This is a genomic window from Allohoeflea poritis, assembly GCF_027889715.1.
Lineage (GTDB): Bacteria > Pseudomonadota > Alphaproteobacteria > Rhizobiales > Rhizobiaceae > Hoeflea_A > Hoeflea_A poritis.
In genome coordinates, this window is record NZ_JAPJZH010000009.1 from 87,211 (window position 1) to 104,622 (window position 17,412).

Consider the following 17,412-nt stretch of genomic DNA (forward strand, 5'->3'; position numbering starts at 1 on the left):
GAGTTTCCAGTTCGGGACACGGGGAGTTTTTGCGCGGATTATAGCTGAGGCTATTGGAAAAATGTGATTGGCGAAAAGAAGCTGTTAATACTATCTTTAGTGTTTGCAGCAAATATCGACACAAGATATAGCGTCATATTAGCGAGGGGGGCTTCGCGAAAAAACGCTTCGATAGTTTAAGGTCTGCTGCAGTTCACTTGAGTAAACCGCACGCAGAAAGGGGAAATCGCGTCTTGTCGGCTGGGCGGCGGCAAGGCAGTCTTGAAACGAGGAAAGCAAGCATGCGCATTGAGCGTCAATTTACAAAAGAAGGTCAGTCGCCATACGCCGAGATCGCGTTTCGCAAGGCGACGAGCGAAATCAAGAATCCGGACGGCTCCATTGTCTTCCGTCTGGAAAATATTGACGTGCCCGAACAGTTCTCGCAGGTCGCGAGCGATATCCTCGCGCAGAAATATTTCCGCAAGGCCGGCGTTCCCGCGCGCCTTAAAAAAGTTGAGGAAAACGCCGTCCCGTCCTGGTTGTGGCGCTCCACGGCCGATCTCGAGGCGCTGGAAGAGCTGCCCGAGGACGAGCGTTACGGCTCCGAGACAGACGCGCGCCAGGTTTTCACCCGCCTCGCCGGCACCTGGACCTATTGGGGCTGGAAGGGCGGCTATTTCGACACCGAAGAAGACGCCCGCGCCTTTTATGACGAGCTTGCATACATGCTCGCCACCCAGCGCGTCGCGCCCAACAGCCCGCAATGGTTCAACACCGGTCTCAACTGGGCCTACGGCATCGATGGCCCCGGCCAGGGCCATTTCTATGTCGATCCCTTCACCAACAAGCTGGTGAAGTCGAAATCGGCCTATGAGCATCCGCAGCCGCATGCCTGCTTCATCCAGTCGGTCGAGGACGATCTCGTCAACGACAACGGCATTATGGATCTGTGGGTGCGCGAGGCGCGGCTCTTCAAATACGGCTCCGGCACCGGCTCCAACTTCTCGCATCTGCGCGGCGAAGGCGAAAGGCTGTCGGGCGGCGGCAAGTCCTCCGGCCTGATGTCCTTCCTGAAGATCGGCGACCGCGCCGCCGGCGCCATCAAGTCGGGCGGCACCACGCGCCGCGCCGCCAAGATGGTCGTCGTCGACATCGACCACCCCGATATCGAGGCCTATATCAACTGGAAGGTCAAGGAAGAGCAGAAGGTGGCGGCGCTCGTCACCGGCTCCAAGGTCGTGGCCTCCCATCTGAAGGCGATCATGAAGGCCTGCGTCAATTGCGAGGGCCCGGACGGCGACTGCTTCGATCCGAAGAAGAACCCTGCCCTCAAGCGCGAGATCCGCGCCGCCAAGAAGGCGCAGGTTCCGGAGAACTACGTCAAGCGCGTCATCCAGTTCGCCGAGCAGGGCCACAAGGACATCGAATTCACCACCTATGACACCGACTGGGATTCCGAAGCCTATCTGACCGTCTCCGGCCAGAACTCCAACAACTCGGTCTCGGTCAAGGACGACTTCCTCAACGCCGTCGAGGCCGACGGCAACTGGGATCTCATCGGCCGCATCACCGGCGATGTGACGAAGACCGTCAAGGCGCGCGACCTGTGGGACCAGGTCGGCCATGCCGCATGGGCGTCGGCCGATCCGGGTCTCCACTTCAACACCACGATGAATGACTGGCACACCTGCCCGTCCGCCGGCCCGATCCGCGCCTCCAACCCGTGCTCGGAATATATGTTCCTGGACGACACGGCCTGTAACCTCGCCTCGCTGAACCTGCTCCAGTTCATGGAGAAGAAGACCAACAAGTTCCGCATCGGTGAGTTCGAGCATGCGACGCGCCTGTGGACCATCGTTCTCGAAGTCTCGGTGATGATGGCGCAGTTCCCGTCGAAGCAGATCGCGGAGCTTTCCTACAAGTACCGCACGCTCGGCCTCGGCTACGCCAATATCGGCGGCCTGCTGATGACCTCCGGCATTCCCTACGATTCCGATGCCGGCCGCGCCATCTGCGGCGCCATCACCGCCATCATGACAGGCGTTTCCTACGCCACCTCCGCCGAGATGGCGGGCGAGCTCGGCCCCTTCCCCGGCTACAAGCCGAACCGCGCCAACATGCTGCGCGTCATGCGCAACCACCGCCGCGCCGCCCATGGCGAGACGGCGGGCTATGAAAAGCTTTCCACCAACCCGGTGGCCCTCGCCCATGACGACTGCCCGGACGAAGAACTCGTCACCCATGCGAAAGCCGCATGGGACAAGGCCGTCGAGCTCGGCGAGAAGCACGGCTACCGCAACGCCCAGGCGACCGTCATCGCGCCGACCGGCACGATCGGCCTCGTCATGGATTGCGACACGACCGGCATCGAGCCCGATTTCGCGCTGGTCAAGTTCAAGAAGCTCGCCGGCGGCGGCTATTTCAAGATCATCAACCGCGCCGTTCCCGAAGCCCTGCGCACGCTCGGCTATTCGGAAAGCGAGATCGCCGAGATCGAGGCCTATGCCGTCGGCCACGGCAATCTCAACCAGGCGCCGGCGATCAACCCGGCTTCGCTGAAATCAAAAGGCTTCACCGACGAAAAGATCGAGGCGCTCAATGGTGCGCTTGCATCGGCCTTCGACATCAAATTCGCCTTCAACCAGTGGACGCTCGGCACGGATTTCTGCCGCGAGGTTCTGGAGATCTCCGAGGAAGAACTCAACAATTTCGAGTTCAACATGTTGGCTTTCCTCGGCTTTTCGAAGAAGGATATCGAGGCCGCCAATATCCACATCTGCGGTGCGATGACGCTGGAGGGCGCCCCCTTCCTGAAGGACGAGCACCTGCCCGTCTTCGACTGCGCCAATCCATGCGGCAAGATCGGCAAGCGCTATCTTTCCACCCAAAGCCACATCCGCATGATGGCCGCGGCCCAGCCCTTCATCTCGGGCGCCATTTCCAAGACCATCAACATGCCGAACGAGGCGAGCATCGAGGACTGCAAGTCCGCCTATATGCTCTCCTGGAAACTGGCGCTGAAGGCCAACGCGCTTTACCGCGACGGCTCCAAGCTCTCGCAGCCGCTCAACGCCTCACTCATAGAGGATGACGACGACGAGGACGCGCTGGAGGAACTGATCGAGGCGCCCGCCGCCGCCAAGGCGGTGTCGGTCAGCGAGAAGATCGTCGAGCGTGTCGTCGAGAAGGTCATCCGCGAGCGCGAGAAGCTGCCCAACCGGCGCAAGGGCTACACCCAGAAGGCGGTGGTCGGCGGCCACAAGGTCTATCTGCGCACCGGCGAATTCGACGATGGCCGCCTCGGCGAGATCTTCATCGACATGCACAAGGAAGGCGCCGCCTTCCGCGCCATGATGAACAATTTCGCCATCGCCATTTCGCTCGGCCTGCAATATGGCGTGCCGCTGGATGAATATGTGGAGGCCTTCACCTTCACCAAGTTCGAGCCGGCCGGCATGGTCATGGGCAATGACGCCATCAAGAACGCGACATCGATCCTCGACTATGTCTTCCGCGAACTCGCCGTCTCCTATCTGGAGCGCCACGACCTGGCCCATATCGATACGTCCGACTTCTCCAACACGGCGCTCGGCAAGGGCATCAAGGAAGGCAAGACCGCGCCCGTCTCCAAGGGCTGGACCCGCGGCCACAAGCTCGAACTCGTCGCCCCCGGCGGCCAGCCCATGGGCGGCGCCCCGGCCGGCAGCGGCGGCTCCAACGTCACGGCCATATCCGGCGGCGCCGCCGTCGTCTCCGAGGCCGTCGCCGCGATGAACGCCGAGGAAGCCGCCGCCTTCAAGCGCGACTATGAAGAACGCGCCCGGCAGCTCTCCGAGGAGATCGCCGAGGAAGAAGAACTCTTCGACGGCGACGCCATCGAAGACGCCCGCGCCGACGCAAAACAGGTCGAAGCCGACCGCCGCGCCAAGGCGATCATGCAGGGCTACACGGGCGATGCCTGTTCGGAATGCTCGAACTTCACGATGGTCAGGAACGGGACGTGCCTGAAGTGCGACACCTGCGGGGCGACCAGCGGGTGTAGTTAAGGCACCGAGGTCAACACCGGCACCAGTGAAATGAAGAAGCCCCTCGCAGAGATGCGGGGGGGGGGGTGACTTATTATAAAAGTGGCAAGAACGGGATACTTCGTTCGCTTCGGATAAAGAGGATGCTTAACGCAAGAAAGTCTAGAGGCCTATGCTGCCCAGAAGATCGACAGATTTTTTGATATTCTCATCGGTTGCTTTGCCTGTCTTCCTAGCTTTTAGCTCTGCTTCCCACTCAGCAACGCCCTCTTTCTCACGGAGCCAATGAATCGTAGCAGCAAGCTCTATGACAACTGAAGTTGGAGCTTCCAAAGTGTTAACCAGAGTCTTTATGTCATCCGATGACAGCTTTCCAACTTCCGGAGACATTTCGTTTGCATTTTCAGACAATGAAAAAACACTATAGATGTTGCCAAGCTTTGTCTTGCCTTGAGATTCAACGATCACTTTATCAAAAAACTCAGCAAAAAAGAGCGTGTTAGAAAGGTCTTCAGAATATGGACCATAATGGTGGTAGGAATACGTAAAACCAGAATCAAGACCAAGTTGATCAAGAAGATAAAAGATTTTTTGCAATCGGATTTTACCAAAAACCTTTTTATCTTCTGACGCACCAATAACATCTGTAATCAGTGAGCTATCCATCCTCAATTCCCACGCGCTGCTTTCAACGCTTCGCCACGAAGTTCCCGAGTCGGGAAATAGTAGCGAATCAAACGTCGTTTTTCCGTTAACTTAGAGCTAATGATCGTATTCTCAAAATCCTTGATTTCTACAGGTTTGCCATCGCCATCCATAATACGCACAACTTTGTGCATTTTTTCCGCCTCCCCCTCATTCGCTGAGTAAAGATTCACAGACGGAGCATCTCGAAAAACAGTATCAGAGATCTCATTTTCAAACTGTTTTTCGACGGCAATTCGAGCATTTGCAAGTCGCGCACTATCATCACCAAATTCACGGAACAAATCAAGAACAAAATAATGCTCTCGGTTTAAGAGACGCTGTGCTAACTCTCCGACATTCGCCTTTTTCGAAGCCCGCATCCGTTTGACGGCACTCCAGATTTCGTAGTCGTCTAGATCTAGATAGTCAGCGACGCTCTCCCGCTCACGCAAAAACCTTACCAGGCTAGAATGGCCATCCAGCGCCAAATCTTCGGCTGGAATATCTCTGTCACCAACGAACCTAAGAAGCCTTGACAGCATCGTCTCCAAGCCTCGGGTCGTTTTGTGCAAGTAAACTTCTGTGTATAGGCGATACCGAGCAAGCAAGAAATCCTCTGCAGCTTGTCTTCCTTTGAGTTTAAAAACAAACGTTGGAACCATTTGTGGTTCGTCGTCATCGTCTTGCGCTACGGCTATTTGTTTTTCTGTCAAATTGTCTATGAGCCAATCGTCATCAATTGCACCAGCCCCGGTACCAGTCATGTACCTATCACGAACTAGGAAATCTAAGCGGTCGGCATCAAAGGAACTGGAAATTACAGCATGATAGATGTCTACGGGATCGTCGGCTTCAATGATTGCTGCAACTTCATTCGACAGCCCCGGTCGCCTATCTTCTAGGATAGGAAAAATTGAGCCGTCGACATTTCTAATGATACGCGCTGAATATATTTCATGATTGTCAATCGCATCCTTCCCGCGAGCTTTTGCAATAGCCTCTCTTGAATTCTCAAACGCATGACTGAATGGCCCGTGTCCTATGTCGTGAAGCAGCGCCGCGTACAAAACAGCTTCTTCCCGTTTTGGATCAAACTTACGACCTTCAGAGTCTTTAACCACCCTCATGAGCTTTCGGGCATTGTTGCAAACCCCAATCGAGTGGGAAAATCGGTTGTGTGTCGCACCTGGAAAAGTGAACTCCGAAAACCCCAATTGCTTGATCCGCCTAAGTCGCTGCATCTCAGGAGTTTCAATCAGCTTCCAAGCAATCTTGTCGTTGTCACTATCAAATACAATCAGCCCGTGGATTGGGTCTCGAAGTCGCTGAGTTCCACTCATATTCTTCTCTTACCTGCCTGAGTTAAATCCAATGACCTATCATAGGGCGAAACACTTACTTTAAAGCGAATAAGCGATGCTCCTTCAACCATTTGCAGCTTATTTGCGTTTCTAAACTGTCGAAAACGAAGTGCGAAAACACCCAGCAACAAAGCCTCCACCAGACTTTCTCTAGTCTGACCCATCGACATACTGATTTCACTAAAGCGTGGATTATGAGTCACCTATCAATTCTGACAAGGACGCAATGGATCCGATGTCCCGGATGAAGGGTAACCGCTATACACAGTTCACTTCATGGCGTTCAATCCCAAAAACGCAAGTTGATAGGTGCACGCGAAAACGACGGTATTCCTATCGAATATTCCAACCAGTTGCGGAAGCTTGAAAGCAGGCTGGATAGGTTCTAATGCCGAGCAAGCGAGGATTGCGGTGACAGATTACTCAATCCCCAATTTATATCAAACTCCAATCCATGGCACGCATCGCACATCTCTATATTCCTGGTCTTCCGCATCACGTCACCCAGAGGGGCAACCGACGTGAAGGAACGTTCTTTGAGGACGGCGACTATGCGCTTTATCTCGATCTTCTTGCGGAGAGCAGCGCACGCGCCCGAGCGGAGGTGTGGACTTATTGTCCTATGCCCAACCTTGTGCACATCATTCTTGTTCCGTCGGACAAAGACGCCTACGCCGGACATTCGCCGATCTGCATCGTCGATACACCGGTTTCATCAACGCGCGAGAACGGGTCACTGGTCATTTGTGGCAAGGACGTTGCGCATCGGTGGTGATGGACAAGAGCCACCTGCTCAACGCGGTTCGCTACGTGACGATCAATCCCATTCGGGCGGAGCTGGTGACGCGCACACGGGAATGGCAATGGTCAAGCGCCCGGGCGCATCTGACCGGCAATGACGATCACGTCGTGACCGTTGAGCCCGTGCTGGAGCGAACCGGAAAATTCACGGCATTTCTGGACAAGCCAATCGATGGCACCAAGCCCTACGGAGCGGTGCCCGCGCCGAAACCGTCGGCCGCCCGATCGACGATCCCGCCCGGTTGAGAGAGCTCGAACAAAAGACCGGTCGAATTCTGACGCCGAGCAAGCGAGGGCGAAAAGCATCGCAAAAAGGGCTTGAGTAAACTGTCACCGTAACCACTGAATTCATAAGGAGTCATTCACCTCTTACAATCGCAATTAATCTGCTGAAATTTTCGTCTTTGTCATCACTTTTCCAGCGGTTCACAAATCGACAAACAACTTGCAGATTACCCTCCTCATAATGTCCGTCGCTGTCGATACGGTCGAGCGATGGAAGCATTTCGGAATCAGTGTGCTCACCATCAAGCTGGAGCGGCAAATCTGTCAGTGCACATAGACGCTCCTGACTCTCCAAGAGAGCCATTACGTAATTCTCAAGCTCCTGCAATGTGAAGTGGACCTCCTTGTTCTTGATTGTTCTTGTTACTTGCTGTCCAGATGACTGCTTAGCTGTGTCAAACGCTGTCATTGCCATGCGGGTCGCAGCGCGTTGAAAGGCATTAAATACAGTTCCCGGCTTGGTTTTTGCGTTCTTAAGTGTTGTTTGCCAATGCGGCCGCAAGTGCCATGGATTGAGATCGTCGCCAGCTATCAGAGCAAGAGCATACTCCGCATTGTCTTGTCCCAATTTTTGAAGAGTACCTTCAGTGAACAGAAATTCTTTGGCTCTCGGGTGGAGAGTTCCCCACTCGAGGCGATTACCAAGTCGGGTTTGATTAGACCAAGGATCGCACTTTTTGTGGCAGGCAAAAACTGGTCGTCCCCCATCGTAAGTGGGATCGACACTTTCTGAAATCACCGGGGGTTCCGACTTGGAACGCGTCCACCAGAGTTGCTCTTTCTCACGGTGAATCCATATATCGTTTTCACTTTCGGAGATGATTGTCATCAGATTGAACCATCTCGAAGCCACTGGTCGTGTAGGTTTGATTCCGGCTGCCGTGGAACCGAACTTAAGTTCGTAGTCAATGAAACCTTCTCTGTCTCCAGCAACCCAAAAATGATGTGTTGCATGAGAATTCATTGTAGCAATTGTGTTATTTTTCAGACACCTCTGCCACTCATAGTTCTGGCGTCCGAAGTTTGCGATAAAAACCTGCTGCATCGTCCAACTTTACCATTCATTTGCAACCAAGGATTACAATTATAGCCTACTTGCACTCCAGTAAATTCCATTTTTCCACTCACAACTCCACTACCTGACACTATCTCATGAGAAATTGGCTGCAGCGATGGTCCCACCAGCGAATTTGTCGCATTCTCCAAGCACAGCCGATCACATACACACCCACCACAAAAACCCACCCACAACCCAAACTTGCCCTTGCCCACACATCCGATCTCCCTTAAGACCCATTGTCGTCATGTTATGTTGTAACATTACGATGCTCCAATAACTGATTGAGGTTCAAAATCATGCGTAAAAGCTTTGCCGGAATTTCCTGTGCGTTTCTTCTCGGTGGTGCGCTGCTGGCCGCGCCCGCGGTGGCGGAGTCCAAGGACAAGTCCGCCCACAACCACAGCCACGGCGATGAGAAGCGTATCTACAAGGGCTATTTCGAGGACGATCAGATCAAGCCGCGCCCGCTTTCCGACTGGCAGGGCGACTGGGCGAGCATCTATCCGCACCTCAAGGACGGCAAGCTGGACGAATGGATCGCCCACAAGGCCGAACACGGCGACAAGTCCGCCGAGGAATTACGGTGACAGTTTACTAAATCCCCAATTTACCCTAAACTCCTGCTGATGGCACGCTTGGCCCGAATTGTTGTTCCTGGTCTCCCGCACCACGTCACCCAAAGAGGCAACCGGCGGGAAAGAACCTTCTTTGAGGATGGCGACTACGCGCTCTACCTGGACCTCCTGGCCGATGCCAGCGCACGCGCCCACACCGAGATCTGGGCCTATTGCCTCATGCCCAACCACGTTCACATCATTCTGGTGCCGTCGGACGAGGATGGCTTGCGCCGGACTTTCGCTGATCTGCACCGTCGCTACACCGGTTTCATCAACGCGCGGACACGGGTCACCGGCCACCTGTGGCAGGGCCGCTACGGATCCGTGGTCATGGATGAAGGTCACCTGCTCAATGCGGTTCGCTACGTAACGCTCAATCCTGTGCGGGCAAAACTGGTGAAGCGTGCGCACGACTGGCAATGGTCAAGCGCCGGAGCGCATCTGGCCGGCCAGGACGACAAGGTCGTCACTGTTGCGCCCGTGTTGGACAGAACCGGCGAATTCCGGGCGTTTCTTGATGAACCAATCGATGAGGCAGAAGCTTACGGGGCATTGCGGCGCGCTGAAACAGTCGGCCGCCCGATCGGAGATGCCGGTTGGCTAAAGAAGCTCGAACAGCATACCGGACGGATTCTGATGCCGGGCAAGCGCGGTCGAAAACCGGCACAAAAAGGGATTAAGTAAACTGTCACCGTAATTCACCCAACGCTAACAAACGCTTTTATGTCGGCCTTAGAGGGTTGCGAAGGGAGAATACCAAAAGAAAACTACTCAAAAATTGATAAAACGGTGCAGAGGAGAAAACGGTTTTGCAAAACCCATGCATCGTGTTCAGAGCGAGTAAGACGCGGCTGCAGTCAGTTCGACAGGGCCCATGTACAGCTCTGTTCCCTACATCGGTGATGCCACTACGTGTCTAGCATTCAGTGCGAACTCGCGATTACGTTGACACCGCAATTGTAGGAATTGTAGCCAATCTGGTTTGCGATGAGAGACTAGTTGAACTGTAACCATAGTGTATTTAGCTCGGCATTTTCGCGCGATTAGAAGAAGACTGGATGAGTGCAAATCTTCAATTATCTGGCTTACTCGGTTCGTCGTTCTCTTCGATCCAAGCCCTGAGCAACTCCTTAAACGCGGTTATCGAAATGCTCATATTAATATGGTGTTGCACGATCTCTCGATCCGGGCCTGAGATATTTTGCTCCCAGTCGTAAAGCATGGCCGTCACCTTTTGATGCACTACCTCGCCGTGCTCTGTACGAACCGTGTAAGACTGTGGGAGTAATCCAAGCACAACTGCTGTAATTGCTGTTCTCCAAATTGTGGGGTCAACAATGTAACCGTGTAGTTCGAGCTGACTGATGCGCGCCTGACGAAACTGATAGGAGAACCCCGCCTCAGACTGACGATCCACTTCGTACCCAGAAATAAACTTTAGAGAATCGCGATTACCCAAAGTAGGAATTGAGGTCGGAAACCTTGCAGCTCGACTTACGCGTTGTCCTCTTGGTTCATCACTGTCCGAATTTGCCTGCTCCAGAAAATAGCTGAAATATTTTTGAATAACCTCCTTCCTACGGATAGGTGCGCACATCCGAACGAAATCAAGAATTATTGCCCAATTGAGAAAATCCTTGGTCAAATAGCAATATTTGTCATCTCCCAGAAACCCAACGTTTCTGTCTCCGCTTTCCTGCGCAAATTCCAGGACTGCGATATCAAAAGGTTCCAAAGTCCTTAGGATATCAGCGGGGTCTTCTAGCTTAAGTTTCTCCGCTGCGACCAAATCTCTCATTAGACAGCAACCACAGTTAACCTCTATTAGTGTGGCAGGTTAAGTAAGCCCTCTTTGATTGTGAAGGCTATACCGCATGCCGCTGCACTGTGGTCCACAAATTCAGCCTGATAGTGCCGGATCACTAGCTTAGGTCACTTTCATAAAAACCCACCCCATAATCCCACCCACAACCCATCCTTACCCTTGCCCGCGCACCCGATCTCCCTTAAGACCCATCCTTGTTGCGTTATGTTGTAACATTACATTCTTTCAAAAACGGATTGAGGTTCAAAATCATGCGTAAAAGCTTTGCCGGAATTTCCTGTGCGTTTCTTCTCGGCGGTGCGCTGCTGGTTGGGGCTCCGCCTGCGGCGGCGGAGTCCAAGGACAAGTCAGCCCACAGCCACAGCCACGGCGATGAAAAGCGTATCTACAAGGGCTATTTCGAGGACGATCAGGTCAAGCCGCGCGCGCTTTCCGACTGGCAGGGCGACTGGGCGAGTATTTATCCGCACCTCAAGGACGGCAGGCTGGACGAATGGATCGCGCACAAGGCCGAACACGGCGATCAAACCGCCGAGGAATACCGCGCCTATTACGAGACCGGCTTCAGGACCGATGTCGACCGCATCGTCATCGGCGAAGGCAGCGTGACCTTCTACCGGGACGGCAAGCCGCTTGAAGCGCGCTATGAAAGCGACGGCTACGAGATCCTCACCTACAAGAAAGGCAATCGCGGCGTGCGCTTCATCTTCAAGAAAGCCGGGGGCGATGACGCGGCGCCCCTCTTCATCCAGTTCAGCGACCACAAGATCGCGCCCGGAAAGGCGGACCACTATCACCTCTACTGGGGCGAAGACCGGGCGAAGATCCTCGAGGAACTGACCAACTGGCCGACCTATTGGCCGGCCGGCATGAGCGGCGAAGAGATCGCCCATTCCATGATGGCCCACTGAGTGCCTGACAAGAAACGCATGAAAGGCCGCCGGCGGCGCGGATTGCCGCCGCCGGCCGGTTGACGGGCCGGCGGCCGTAACCGCCCTACCCGCCCACCGGCAGGTTGGCGATCAACACCGCAACGGCGATGAAGAACAGCACGCTGCCCGCCAGCACGAATACGTGCCAGATCGTGTTGTGGAAAGGCAGGCGTTCCGAAAGGTGGAACCCGACGCCGACCGTGTAGACAATGCCGCCGGCGGTTATGATCCAGAAAACCGCCGGGGAAAGGCCCGCGATGATCGGGCCGCCGGCCAGCAGAACGGCCCAGCCCATGGCGAGGTAGAGCGCCAGCGCAAGCCATTTGAACCTGCCGGGTGCGAGCATCTTCAAGAGCGAGCCGACGGTCGCGGCGCCCCACAGGCCCGTGAGAAGCCCGGTCGCCGGAACGCCCGATACGAGCACGAATGGCGTATAGGTTCCGGCAATTTTCATGTAGATCGCCGAGTGGTCGAGACGGCGCAACAGGCCGGTCCACCGCGCGCTGTCGACCATGTTGTAGAGAGCCGAACAGCACAGCATCGCGACCAGTGTCGTCCCATAGACCGAGACCCCGACAACGGGGCCGGGCTCCGAACGGAACAGGACCGTGAGCACGATCAACAGCGGCACCGCGATCATGGCAAGGCCAACGCCGACGACGTGAACCACCCCATCGCTGAGCCGCTCGGCGCGGCTGTATGCGGGGCGGATATGTGCGAAAGACAAGTTCACGGTCCCTCATTTTGATTGCGAAGCGGCAGCAACCGCCGCTCTTTTCAGTGGCCGGCGGCAAAACCGCGCCTCACCGTTTCCCAGGCACCACCATCAGATACCCGTTTTCGCAAAAGGGGCAACCGTTGCGAAATCACTTCATTGTAAGACGGCGTCCGCCCGCCCCGCCTGCCGCCACATCTCGGCAACCGATCCATAGCGGTGCCCGCGCCGGTAGAGCTTGCGTATGCCGCCGGGGCTCGGCCAGGAATGGTAGCTCCGTTTCGTCTCGTCCTGCGGCGTTCCCGGCACAGCGCCTTCACGCAGCCTGGCGACGCTTTTGAGCAGCAGGCCGGCGCCGCAATCGCTGCATTTGTTCGACAGCGAAATCACCGACTCGCCCGCTTCGATCGGCACCGTGCCCTGCACGATGATGTTGCCCGTGTCGAGATCCTCATCCACCCAGTGGACGCTCGCGCCGGTCGTCCCGTCGCCATTCGCCATCGCCCAGAAACAGGGCATCAGGCCCCGGTTTCGCGGCAGCAGCGCCGGGTGCATGTTGATGGTGCCGACCCTCGGGATTTCCAGCATTGGCGGGCGGATGACCTGGTTGAAATAGTTGGAGACGATGAGGTCCGGCGCCCATGCGCGCACGGTTTCAAGACAGTCTTTGTTGCGGGCATCCGCCGTTTCGAAAACCGGAATGCCGGCTTCGCGCGCCAGCGCCTTGAGCGAGCCGGCGCCGGCGGGCTTTCGCTGAAGCCTGAGATTCAATGCGCCGAGCTTTGCCACCCACCGGTGAAGCTGCCAGGCGCCGCCATAGCGCCAGCCCATGGCCCGCCCGAGCCTGACCATCGCCGCGCGGTTGGAGATGCCGGCGATCATCGAAGTGGACGCAACAATGCCCCTCACCTCGCCGGTGAGCTCCCGCAGCAGCACCCGCGTGACGACATTCGCCTCCGGCAGATCGAATGTCAGAATGACGATTTTCATGGAAGGCCCCTCACCAACCCGACGATGATCGACATTCGCCGCGTGTCACGGGACGATATACCCGCTGCCGGATTGGTGAACCGACCCGGTGAAAGGGCCGCGCCGGAGACCTCGACATACGGTACAATCCACCTGCGCCGTTTCGAACTAGCCGATCTTGATCGAGACGACTTTCAACTGGCCATTGACGATTTCATAGACGACCGTCACCTGATCGCCGACCTTGAACGCGCCGATCTTGATGGATTTGGGGATATGAAACGCGCGGTGGTCGATCACGATGATCCGCGCCTGAACATCGATATAGGTGATGCTGGCGGTGATCTCGGCCGCCCATGCGCTGACCAGGCCGGCCATGAACATTGCGATGGTGGACGCAACAATCAGAAATTTTCTCATGCAATCGATCCCTGTGTTCTGGTGCTCAAGCCGGACGTTTCGGCCCGCTGCCCACAATGCCCGGCTTCGGAAAACGCGACAACCGCCTAAGCGCATTGCCGGCCTCCAACACCGCCAGCGCAGCGTCCGCGAAAGCCGCCTCACCCGACCACAAAGGACGGCACGACACTGCCCTGTTTGGAAACATTGACGATCTCCATCTCCGAAACGCGCGTCAGATAACCGGCAAGCTGCCCGCGGGCGATCAGCGGGTCGGTATCCTCGAACATCGCCCGTTCCGGAAGGCCGGGCCCGGCGGCGGGATAAAGGGCGCTGCGCATGGGCACGCGCTCCTGGACGATGCTGTCGGCATCGAGCGCCGCCTTGACCGCCGCCTCCCAGGACGACGCATCATGGTGCCAGCCAAGCTCGACACCATCGCCCTTGGCCGCATGGGTGGGTTTCAACACGAGCTTTTCCCGGTTCGCCAGCACATGTTCGATCAGATCGACCCGGCGCCCGTCCGGCCCGGCGGTCACCGCATCCCGGACCAGCCGCCCCCAGGGAACATGATCGCGGACCATCGCGCGCTCCGCCGCCGTCAGCCCGAGATCGGCATCGGGATCGGTGATCAGCGCAAAGAGCGCCTTGTGCCCCATCAGCTCGGCGCGGAACGGGTTCACCATGCAAACCGCGTTCTGCCGCAGCGCGTCCAGCAGCGGCTTCAGCGCAGCGCGCGCGCCAAGCACATCGCGCGTCAGCATCAGGCGATAGAGCAGATCGACCTCCACCCCGCCGACACGCAGCCGGCGGCCGTCGAACTCCAGCGTTTCGGGAACGTCCGCCACGATGCCACCGATCCCCGCATCGCGCAGCGGTTCGGCGTCGGTGGTGACGGCCTCGGCAGTGGTGCCGAAACTTTCGAACCATCCGACCACCCCGACCGTCGGCGGGTGTCTGCCGCCCCACTCGCGCCAGGCATCCATCATGGCCTTGCCCATGGCCGGCTGCAGCATCAGGGGTTTCAGGCCGAATTCGCCGTCAACGGCGCGAAAGGTCTCCAGCGCCTGAAAAACATCCGCAAGCCTGTCATTGTGGCCAGCGCCGCCGGGACAATCGGCATTCAGTTCGACGAAGTTCATCCCGGCATCGGCCCGGAAACCGTCGAGGCGCGTGATAGCGCCATGGTCGACGCCTTCCGGTTCGAGATGCATGAGATCGCCGATCCAGTCATAGTAGCGTCCGAGATGCTCGGCCTCCCGCTCGCGGTTGGCCACGACATGATCGCGTGCGCGCACCAGCGCGTTGGAAAGCACGTTGACGACATGACTGTGCTTCTTCAGTTCGTCCTCAGTTACGAAATGCGGTCTGGCGACGGTGCAGAGCGGCCGCTCCCGGATCAAAAGGCGCCTTTCCCGCTGCGCCTCCAGCAGGTGCTCGACGTCCTGCAGCCCGGTCTTTGCCAGTTGCTCGTTCCAGCGCTCGCTTACGCGGCCAACAAGGCTCATCTCCGTTCCAGTCATTTTGCCTGGCGCTTGCGTTCCGGTCAGCTTTGCCGGCCCGTGACAAAGATTAGCGGCGCCCAATTGGGGGATCAAGAAACAAGGCAAGACGTCCGGACCGCAATGCCGGTTCAATGCCAGTTTACTAATCGCCCCAGTAATGCCAGTTTCCGCCCATGGCTCCCCTCGCCCGCATCCTCGTTTGCGCCGTCGGCATTGCCGCCGCGATTGCCGCGCCGGCACATGCCGACATCCGGCCGAAATATGTCGAGAAGTTCTATTCAGTTTCCGGAACCAGCGGCATCGAACTTTATGAGTCCATCGGCGCGCGCGGCCCGCTCATTCGCGGCGGCACGTCGCGCGCCATCGCCATCACCGAATTCGACCTGAAATGGGGCCGCGATTATGTACGCGATGGCAATGACTGCGTGCTGGCCGCCGCGCGCTCATTCCTGACCATCACCTACACCTATCCGAAACCGGCGGGAAAACTGCCGCCGCATGTGGCAGCCCGCTGGCGTGTCTTCATCAAGGGCATCCGCAGCCACGAGGCGGTGCATGGCCGGTATGTCGTCGAGATGGCGCAGCAGATCTACGATACCACCGTCGGTTTCCGCCAGCCGAACGATCCGACCTGCAAGAAAATCCGCCAGGGCATCCAGGCACCGCTCAAGGCCGCATTCGACCGCTACAAGGCCCGCAACCGCGCCTTTGAAGAGGACGAGATGAGTACGGGCGGCAACGTCCACCAGTTGATCCTGCAACTGGTGAACGGGCGGTAGTTTTCCGGTGCCGGTTGCCTGACCGGCAATTCACACCAGCCGCGCCCGCGCGACCTGACGGAAATCCGAGAGATCCAGCCCGGTCACGCTTTAGACTCTCACCACCTTTGTGCACGGGTCATACGAAGTCATGGCATTCCAATCTTGCAGCAAGGTTTCGGCGCATGGGTCGGCGTTGCGTGGCGCAATTAGTGATTGAGTAAACTGTCAGCATCAAACAAGATGCGCACCAGGAACCAACCGGAAGAGATCGGCGGAATGACAAAAGCAACGACCGGTATGAAGGGCGACGGCTATTATGACGCGCATTCGTCGTTTCAGAGCGATGTTGCCGCCAGCGGCGCGGCGCTTTTGAAGCAGGCGGTCGACGCAACCCGGCTTCCTGCCGACGGAGGCGTGACGGTGGCTGATTATGGTTGCGGCGAAGGCAAGAACTCCATGGCGATCGTCGGCAGCGCGCTCGACCTGCTGGCCGGCCGCGGCGCCACCGAACCCTCGGTGCTGCACAGCGACCTGCCGACCAATGACTGGGACAGCCTGGCGGCCAACCTGTCCGGCGCAGGCAGCTACCTTGAGAAACACCCGAATGCGCGCGCACTCTTCGCACCGCGTGGCTTTTTCGAACGGGTGACGGCGCGCGCCAGCGTCACGCTCGGTACCTCCGGTTCGGCGGCGCACTGGCTGTCGCGCCAGCCGGCCGGCCTGCACATGCCGGACGCGCTCTACCGCTCGGATGCGCCACCCGCTGAACGCGACAAGATCCTTGCACAGGCGGCGAGCGACTGGCTGGACTTCCTGACCGCGCGCGCCGACGAGCTGCAGCCGGGCGGCGTACTGCTGGTGCAGATGCTCGGCTCGGACGGAAATGCGGACCCGGTCCGCGTCAGCGCCGCCGGGCTCCTGAAACTGATGAACGAATGCGCCCGGCAGATGATCGAGGACGGCGATGTGCCGCAGGACGCCTATGCCGCCTATTGCTTCCCGGTGGTTCCGCGCACGATCGAGGAGGCCGCAGCGCCCGTAAACGGCCCGCTCGCGGACCGTCTCGAACTGCTCCACTGCGGCCTGACCGCCGTCCCCTCGCCCTACCATGTCGCGCTGGAAAAGACCGGCGACGTCGAGGCCTTCGCCACCGGCTACACGGCCTTCACCCGCGCCTTCAGCGAGACCAGCCTGCGTCAGGGCCTGTTCTCCACGGGCAAGGGCGATCCTGCCGCGCTGGCCGACCGGTTCTTCGCGCTGATGGTCGAAAAGCTCACCGCCAATCCCGGGGACTATCCCTTCGACGACCTGACACTGGCGATAACGGTCCGCCGGCGATAGGCGACCTCAACGGCACCGGACCCGTTTCTTGCGGCGGAAAATCAAAACCGCCTCCATCCGTTGAGAATACCGGCAGATCAAAGTAGTAGAGTTCCGCCTCGAATAAAAATTCGGCTTTACAAGCTGATTACGGGTGAACGGACGGGT

16 protein-coding genes are annotated in these 17,412 nt (G+C 57.5%); 8 read left to right on the top strand and 8 right to left on the bottom strand.

Translation table 11 applies throughout. The annotated features are described in order from the left end of the window. Positions 1 to 281 precede the first annotated feature (281 nt). Positions 282 to 4,028 carry a vitamin B12-dependent ribonucleotide reductase gene (locus OOZ53_RS15295; RefSeq protein WP_271090518.1) on the top strand — a complete coding sequence of 1,249 codons (3,747 nt, stop codon included), beginning with the start codon at positions 282 to 284 and terminating at the stop codon, positions 4,026 to 4,028. 141 nt (positions 4,029 to 4,169) lie between these two features. On the opposite strand, the gene OOZ53_RS15300 is transcribed toward OOZ53_RS15295, so the two are convergent. Both OOZ53_RS15300 and OOZ53_RS15305 read right to left on the bottom strand, forming a co-directional pair. Beyond that, a complete protein-coding gene (locus OOZ53_RS15300) occupies positions 4,170 to 4,673 on the bottom strand; it encodes a hypothetical protein (RefSeq protein ID WP_271090519.1) in 504 nt (167 codons plus the stop codon). 2 nt (positions 4,674 to 4,675) lie between these two features. Further along, positions 4,676 to 6,034: an HD domain-containing protein gene (locus tag OOZ53_RS15305; protein WP_271090520.1), complete on the bottom strand. Its 1,359-nt coding sequence runs from the start codon at positions 6,032 to 6,034 to the stop codon at positions 4,676 to 4,678. A 475-nt stretch (positions 6,035 to 6,509) separates the two neighbouring features. Here OOZ53_RS15305 and OOZ53_RS15310 point away from each other — a divergent pair, with 475 nt between their 5' ends. Then, positions 6,510 to 6,830 (top strand): hypothetical protein, encoded by a 321-nt coding sequence (locus OOZ53_RS15310; RefSeq protein ID WP_271090521.1) that lies wholly within the window; start codon positions 6,510 to 6,512, stop codon positions 6,828 to 6,830. Further along, the gene (locus OOZ53_RS15315) at positions 6,830 to 7,102 is read left to right on the top strand and encodes a hypothetical protein (protein WP_271090522.1); all 273 of its coding nucleotides are present in this window, start codon (positions 6,830 to 6,832) and stop codon (positions 7,100 to 7,102) included. The genes OOZ53_RS15310 and OOZ53_RS15315 overlap by 1 nt, the downstream gene beginning before the upstream one ends. A gap of 112 nt (positions 7,103 to 7,214) precedes the next feature. Here OOZ53_RS15315 and OOZ53_RS15320 read toward each other — a convergent pair whose 3' ends face one another. After that, entirely contained in the window at positions 7,215 to 8,186 is a 972-nt protein-coding gene (locus OOZ53_RS15320) for a hypothetical protein (RefSeq protein ID WP_271090523.1), read from the bottom strand. A gap of 311 nt (positions 8,187 to 8,497) precedes the next feature. On the opposite strand from OOZ53_RS15320, the gene OOZ53_RS15325 reads away from it, so the two are divergent. Beyond that, positions 8,498 to 8,788: a ZinT/AdcA family metal-binding protein gene (locus tag OOZ53_RS15325; RefSeq protein WP_271090524.1), complete on the top strand. Its 291-nt coding sequence runs from the start codon at positions 8,498 to 8,500 to the stop codon at positions 8,786 to 8,788. Positions 8,789 to 8,827: 39 nt separating this feature from the next. Further along, on the top strand, positions 8,828 to 9,502 hold the full coding sequence (locus OOZ53_RS15330) for a transposase (protein WP_271090525.1): 675 nt from the start codon (positions 8,828 to 8,830) through the stop codon (positions 9,500 to 9,502). 388 nt (positions 9,503 to 9,890) lie between these two features. Here OOZ53_RS15330 and OOZ53_RS15335 read toward each other — a convergent pair whose 3' ends face one another. Further along, entirely contained in the window at positions 9,891 to 10,616 is a 726-nt protein-coding gene (locus tag OOZ53_RS15335; protein WP_271090526.1) for a hypothetical protein, read from the bottom strand. Between the two features lie 278 nt (positions 10,617 to 10,894). Here OOZ53_RS15335 and OOZ53_RS15340 point away from each other — a divergent pair, with 278 nt between their 5' ends. Next, entirely contained in the window at positions 10,895 to 11,554 is a 660-nt protein-coding gene (locus OOZ53_RS15340) for a metal-binding protein ZinT (RefSeq protein WP_271090527.1), read from the top strand. A gap of 85 nt (positions 11,555 to 11,639) precedes the next feature. Here the strand turns inward: OOZ53_RS15340 and trhA are convergent, their stop codons facing one another. The 4 genes from trhA to OOZ53_RS15360 all read right to left on the bottom strand — a co-directional run bounded on the left by trhA (position 11,640) and on the right by OOZ53_RS15360 (position 15,166). Further along, a complete protein-coding gene (gene trhA / locus OOZ53_RS15345; RefSeq protein ID WP_271090528.1) occupies positions 11,640 to 12,302 on the bottom strand; it encodes a PAQR family membrane homeostasis protein TrhA in 663 nt (220 codons plus the stop codon). Between the two features lie 144 nt (positions 12,303 to 12,446). Next, positions 12,447 to 13,280, bottom strand: coding sequence for a methionyl-tRNA formyltransferase (locus OOZ53_RS15350; RefSeq protein ID WP_271090529.1), 834 nt, complete (start codon positions 13,278 to 13,280; stop codon positions 12,447 to 12,449). Between the two features lie 147 nt (positions 13,281 to 13,427). Continuing rightward, entirely contained in the window at positions 13,428 to 13,679 is a 252-nt protein-coding gene (locus OOZ53_RS15355) for a DUF1344 domain-containing protein (RefSeq protein ID WP_271090530.1), read from the bottom strand. A gap of 140 nt (positions 13,680 to 13,819) precedes the next feature. After that, positions 13,820 to 15,166 carry a hypothetical protein gene (locus OOZ53_RS15360; protein WP_271090531.1) on the bottom strand — a complete coding sequence of 449 codons (1,347 nt, stop codon included), beginning with the start codon at positions 15,164 to 15,166 and terminating at the stop codon, positions 13,820 to 13,822. 170 nt (positions 15,167 to 15,336) lie between these two features. On the opposite strand from OOZ53_RS15360, the gene OOZ53_RS15365 reads away from it, so the two are divergent. Together OOZ53_RS15365 and OOZ53_RS15370 are read left to right on the top strand one after the other, a co-directional pair. After that, the gene (locus OOZ53_RS15365; RefSeq protein WP_271090532.1) at positions 15,337 to 15,942 is read left to right on the top strand and encodes a DUF922 domain-containing protein; all 606 of its coding nucleotides are present in this window, start codon (positions 15,337 to 15,339) and stop codon (positions 15,940 to 15,942) included. 258 nt (positions 15,943 to 16,200) lie between these two features. Beyond that, the gene (locus tag OOZ53_RS15370; RefSeq protein ID WP_271090533.1) at positions 16,201 to 17,265 is read left to right on the top strand and encodes a class I SAM-dependent methyltransferase; all 1,065 of its coding nucleotides are present in this window, start codon (positions 16,201 to 16,203) and stop codon (positions 17,263 to 17,265) included. Positions 17,266 to 17,412 lie beyond the last annotated feature (147 nt).

What these genes read in the sequence shown, in the direction of transcription:
- OOZ53_RS15360 (WP_271090531.1), bottom strand. Translation starts at nt 15,166, where the DNA reads ATGAGCCTTGTTGGCCGCGTAAGCGAGCGCTGGAACGAGCAACTGGCA.
- OOZ53_RS15295 (WP_271090518.1), top strand. Translation starts at nt 282, where the DNA reads ATGCGCATTGAGCGTCAATTTACAAAAGAAGGTCAGTCGCCATACGCC.
- OOZ53_RS15310 (WP_271090521.1), top strand. Translation starts at nt 6,510, where the DNA reads ATGGCACGCATCGCACATCTCTATATTCCTGGTCTTCCGCATCACGTC.
- OOZ53_RS15335 (WP_271090526.1), bottom strand. Translation starts at nt 10,616, where the DNA reads ATGAGAGATTTGGTCGCAGCGGAGAAACTTAAGCTAGAAGACCCCGCT.
- OOZ53_RS15315 (WP_271090522.1), top strand. Translation starts at nt 6,830, where the DNA reads ATGGACAAGAGCCACCTGCTCAACGCGGTTCGCTACGTGACGATCAAT.
- OOZ53_RS15325 (WP_271090524.1), top strand. Translation starts at nt 8,498, where the DNA reads ATGCGTAAAAGCTTTGCCGGAATTTCCTGTGCGTTTCTTCTCGGTGGT.
- OOZ53_RS15365 (WP_271090532.1), top strand. Translation starts at nt 15,337, where the DNA reads ATGGCTCCCCTCGCCCGCATCCTCGTTTGCGCCGTCGGCATTGCCGCC.
- OOZ53_RS15300 (WP_271090519.1), bottom strand. Translation starts at nt 4,673, where the DNA reads ATGGATAGCTCACTGATTACAGATGTTATTGGTGCGTCAGAAGATAAA.
- OOZ53_RS15320 (WP_271090523.1), bottom strand. Translation starts at nt 8,186, where the DNA reads ATGCAGCAGGTTTTTATCGCAAACTTCGGACGCCAGAACTATGAGTGG.
- OOZ53_RS15305 (WP_271090520.1), bottom strand. Translation starts at nt 6,034, where the DNA reads ATGAGTGGAACTCAGCGACTTCGAGACCCAATCCACGGGCTGATTGTA.
- OOZ53_RS15340 (WP_271090527.1), top strand. Translation starts at nt 10,895, where the DNA reads ATGCGTAAAAGCTTTGCCGGAATTTCCTGTGCGTTTCTTCTCGGCGGT.
- OOZ53_RS15350 (WP_271090529.1), bottom strand. Translation starts at nt 13,280, where the DNA reads ATGAAAATCGTCATTCTGACATTCGATCTGCCGGAGGCGAATGTCGTC.
- OOZ53_RS15355 (WP_271090530.1), bottom strand. Translation starts at nt 13,679, where the DNA reads ATGAGAAAATTTCTGATTGTTGCGTCCACCATCGCAATGTTCATGGCC.
- OOZ53_RS15330 (WP_271090525.1), top strand. Translation starts at nt 8,828, where the DNA reads ATGGCACGCTTGGCCCGAATTGTTGTTCCTGGTCTCCCGCACCACGTC.
- OOZ53_RS15370 (WP_271090533.1), top strand. Translation starts at nt 16,201, where the DNA reads ATGACAAAAGCAACGACCGGTATGAAGGGCGACGGCTATTATGACGCG.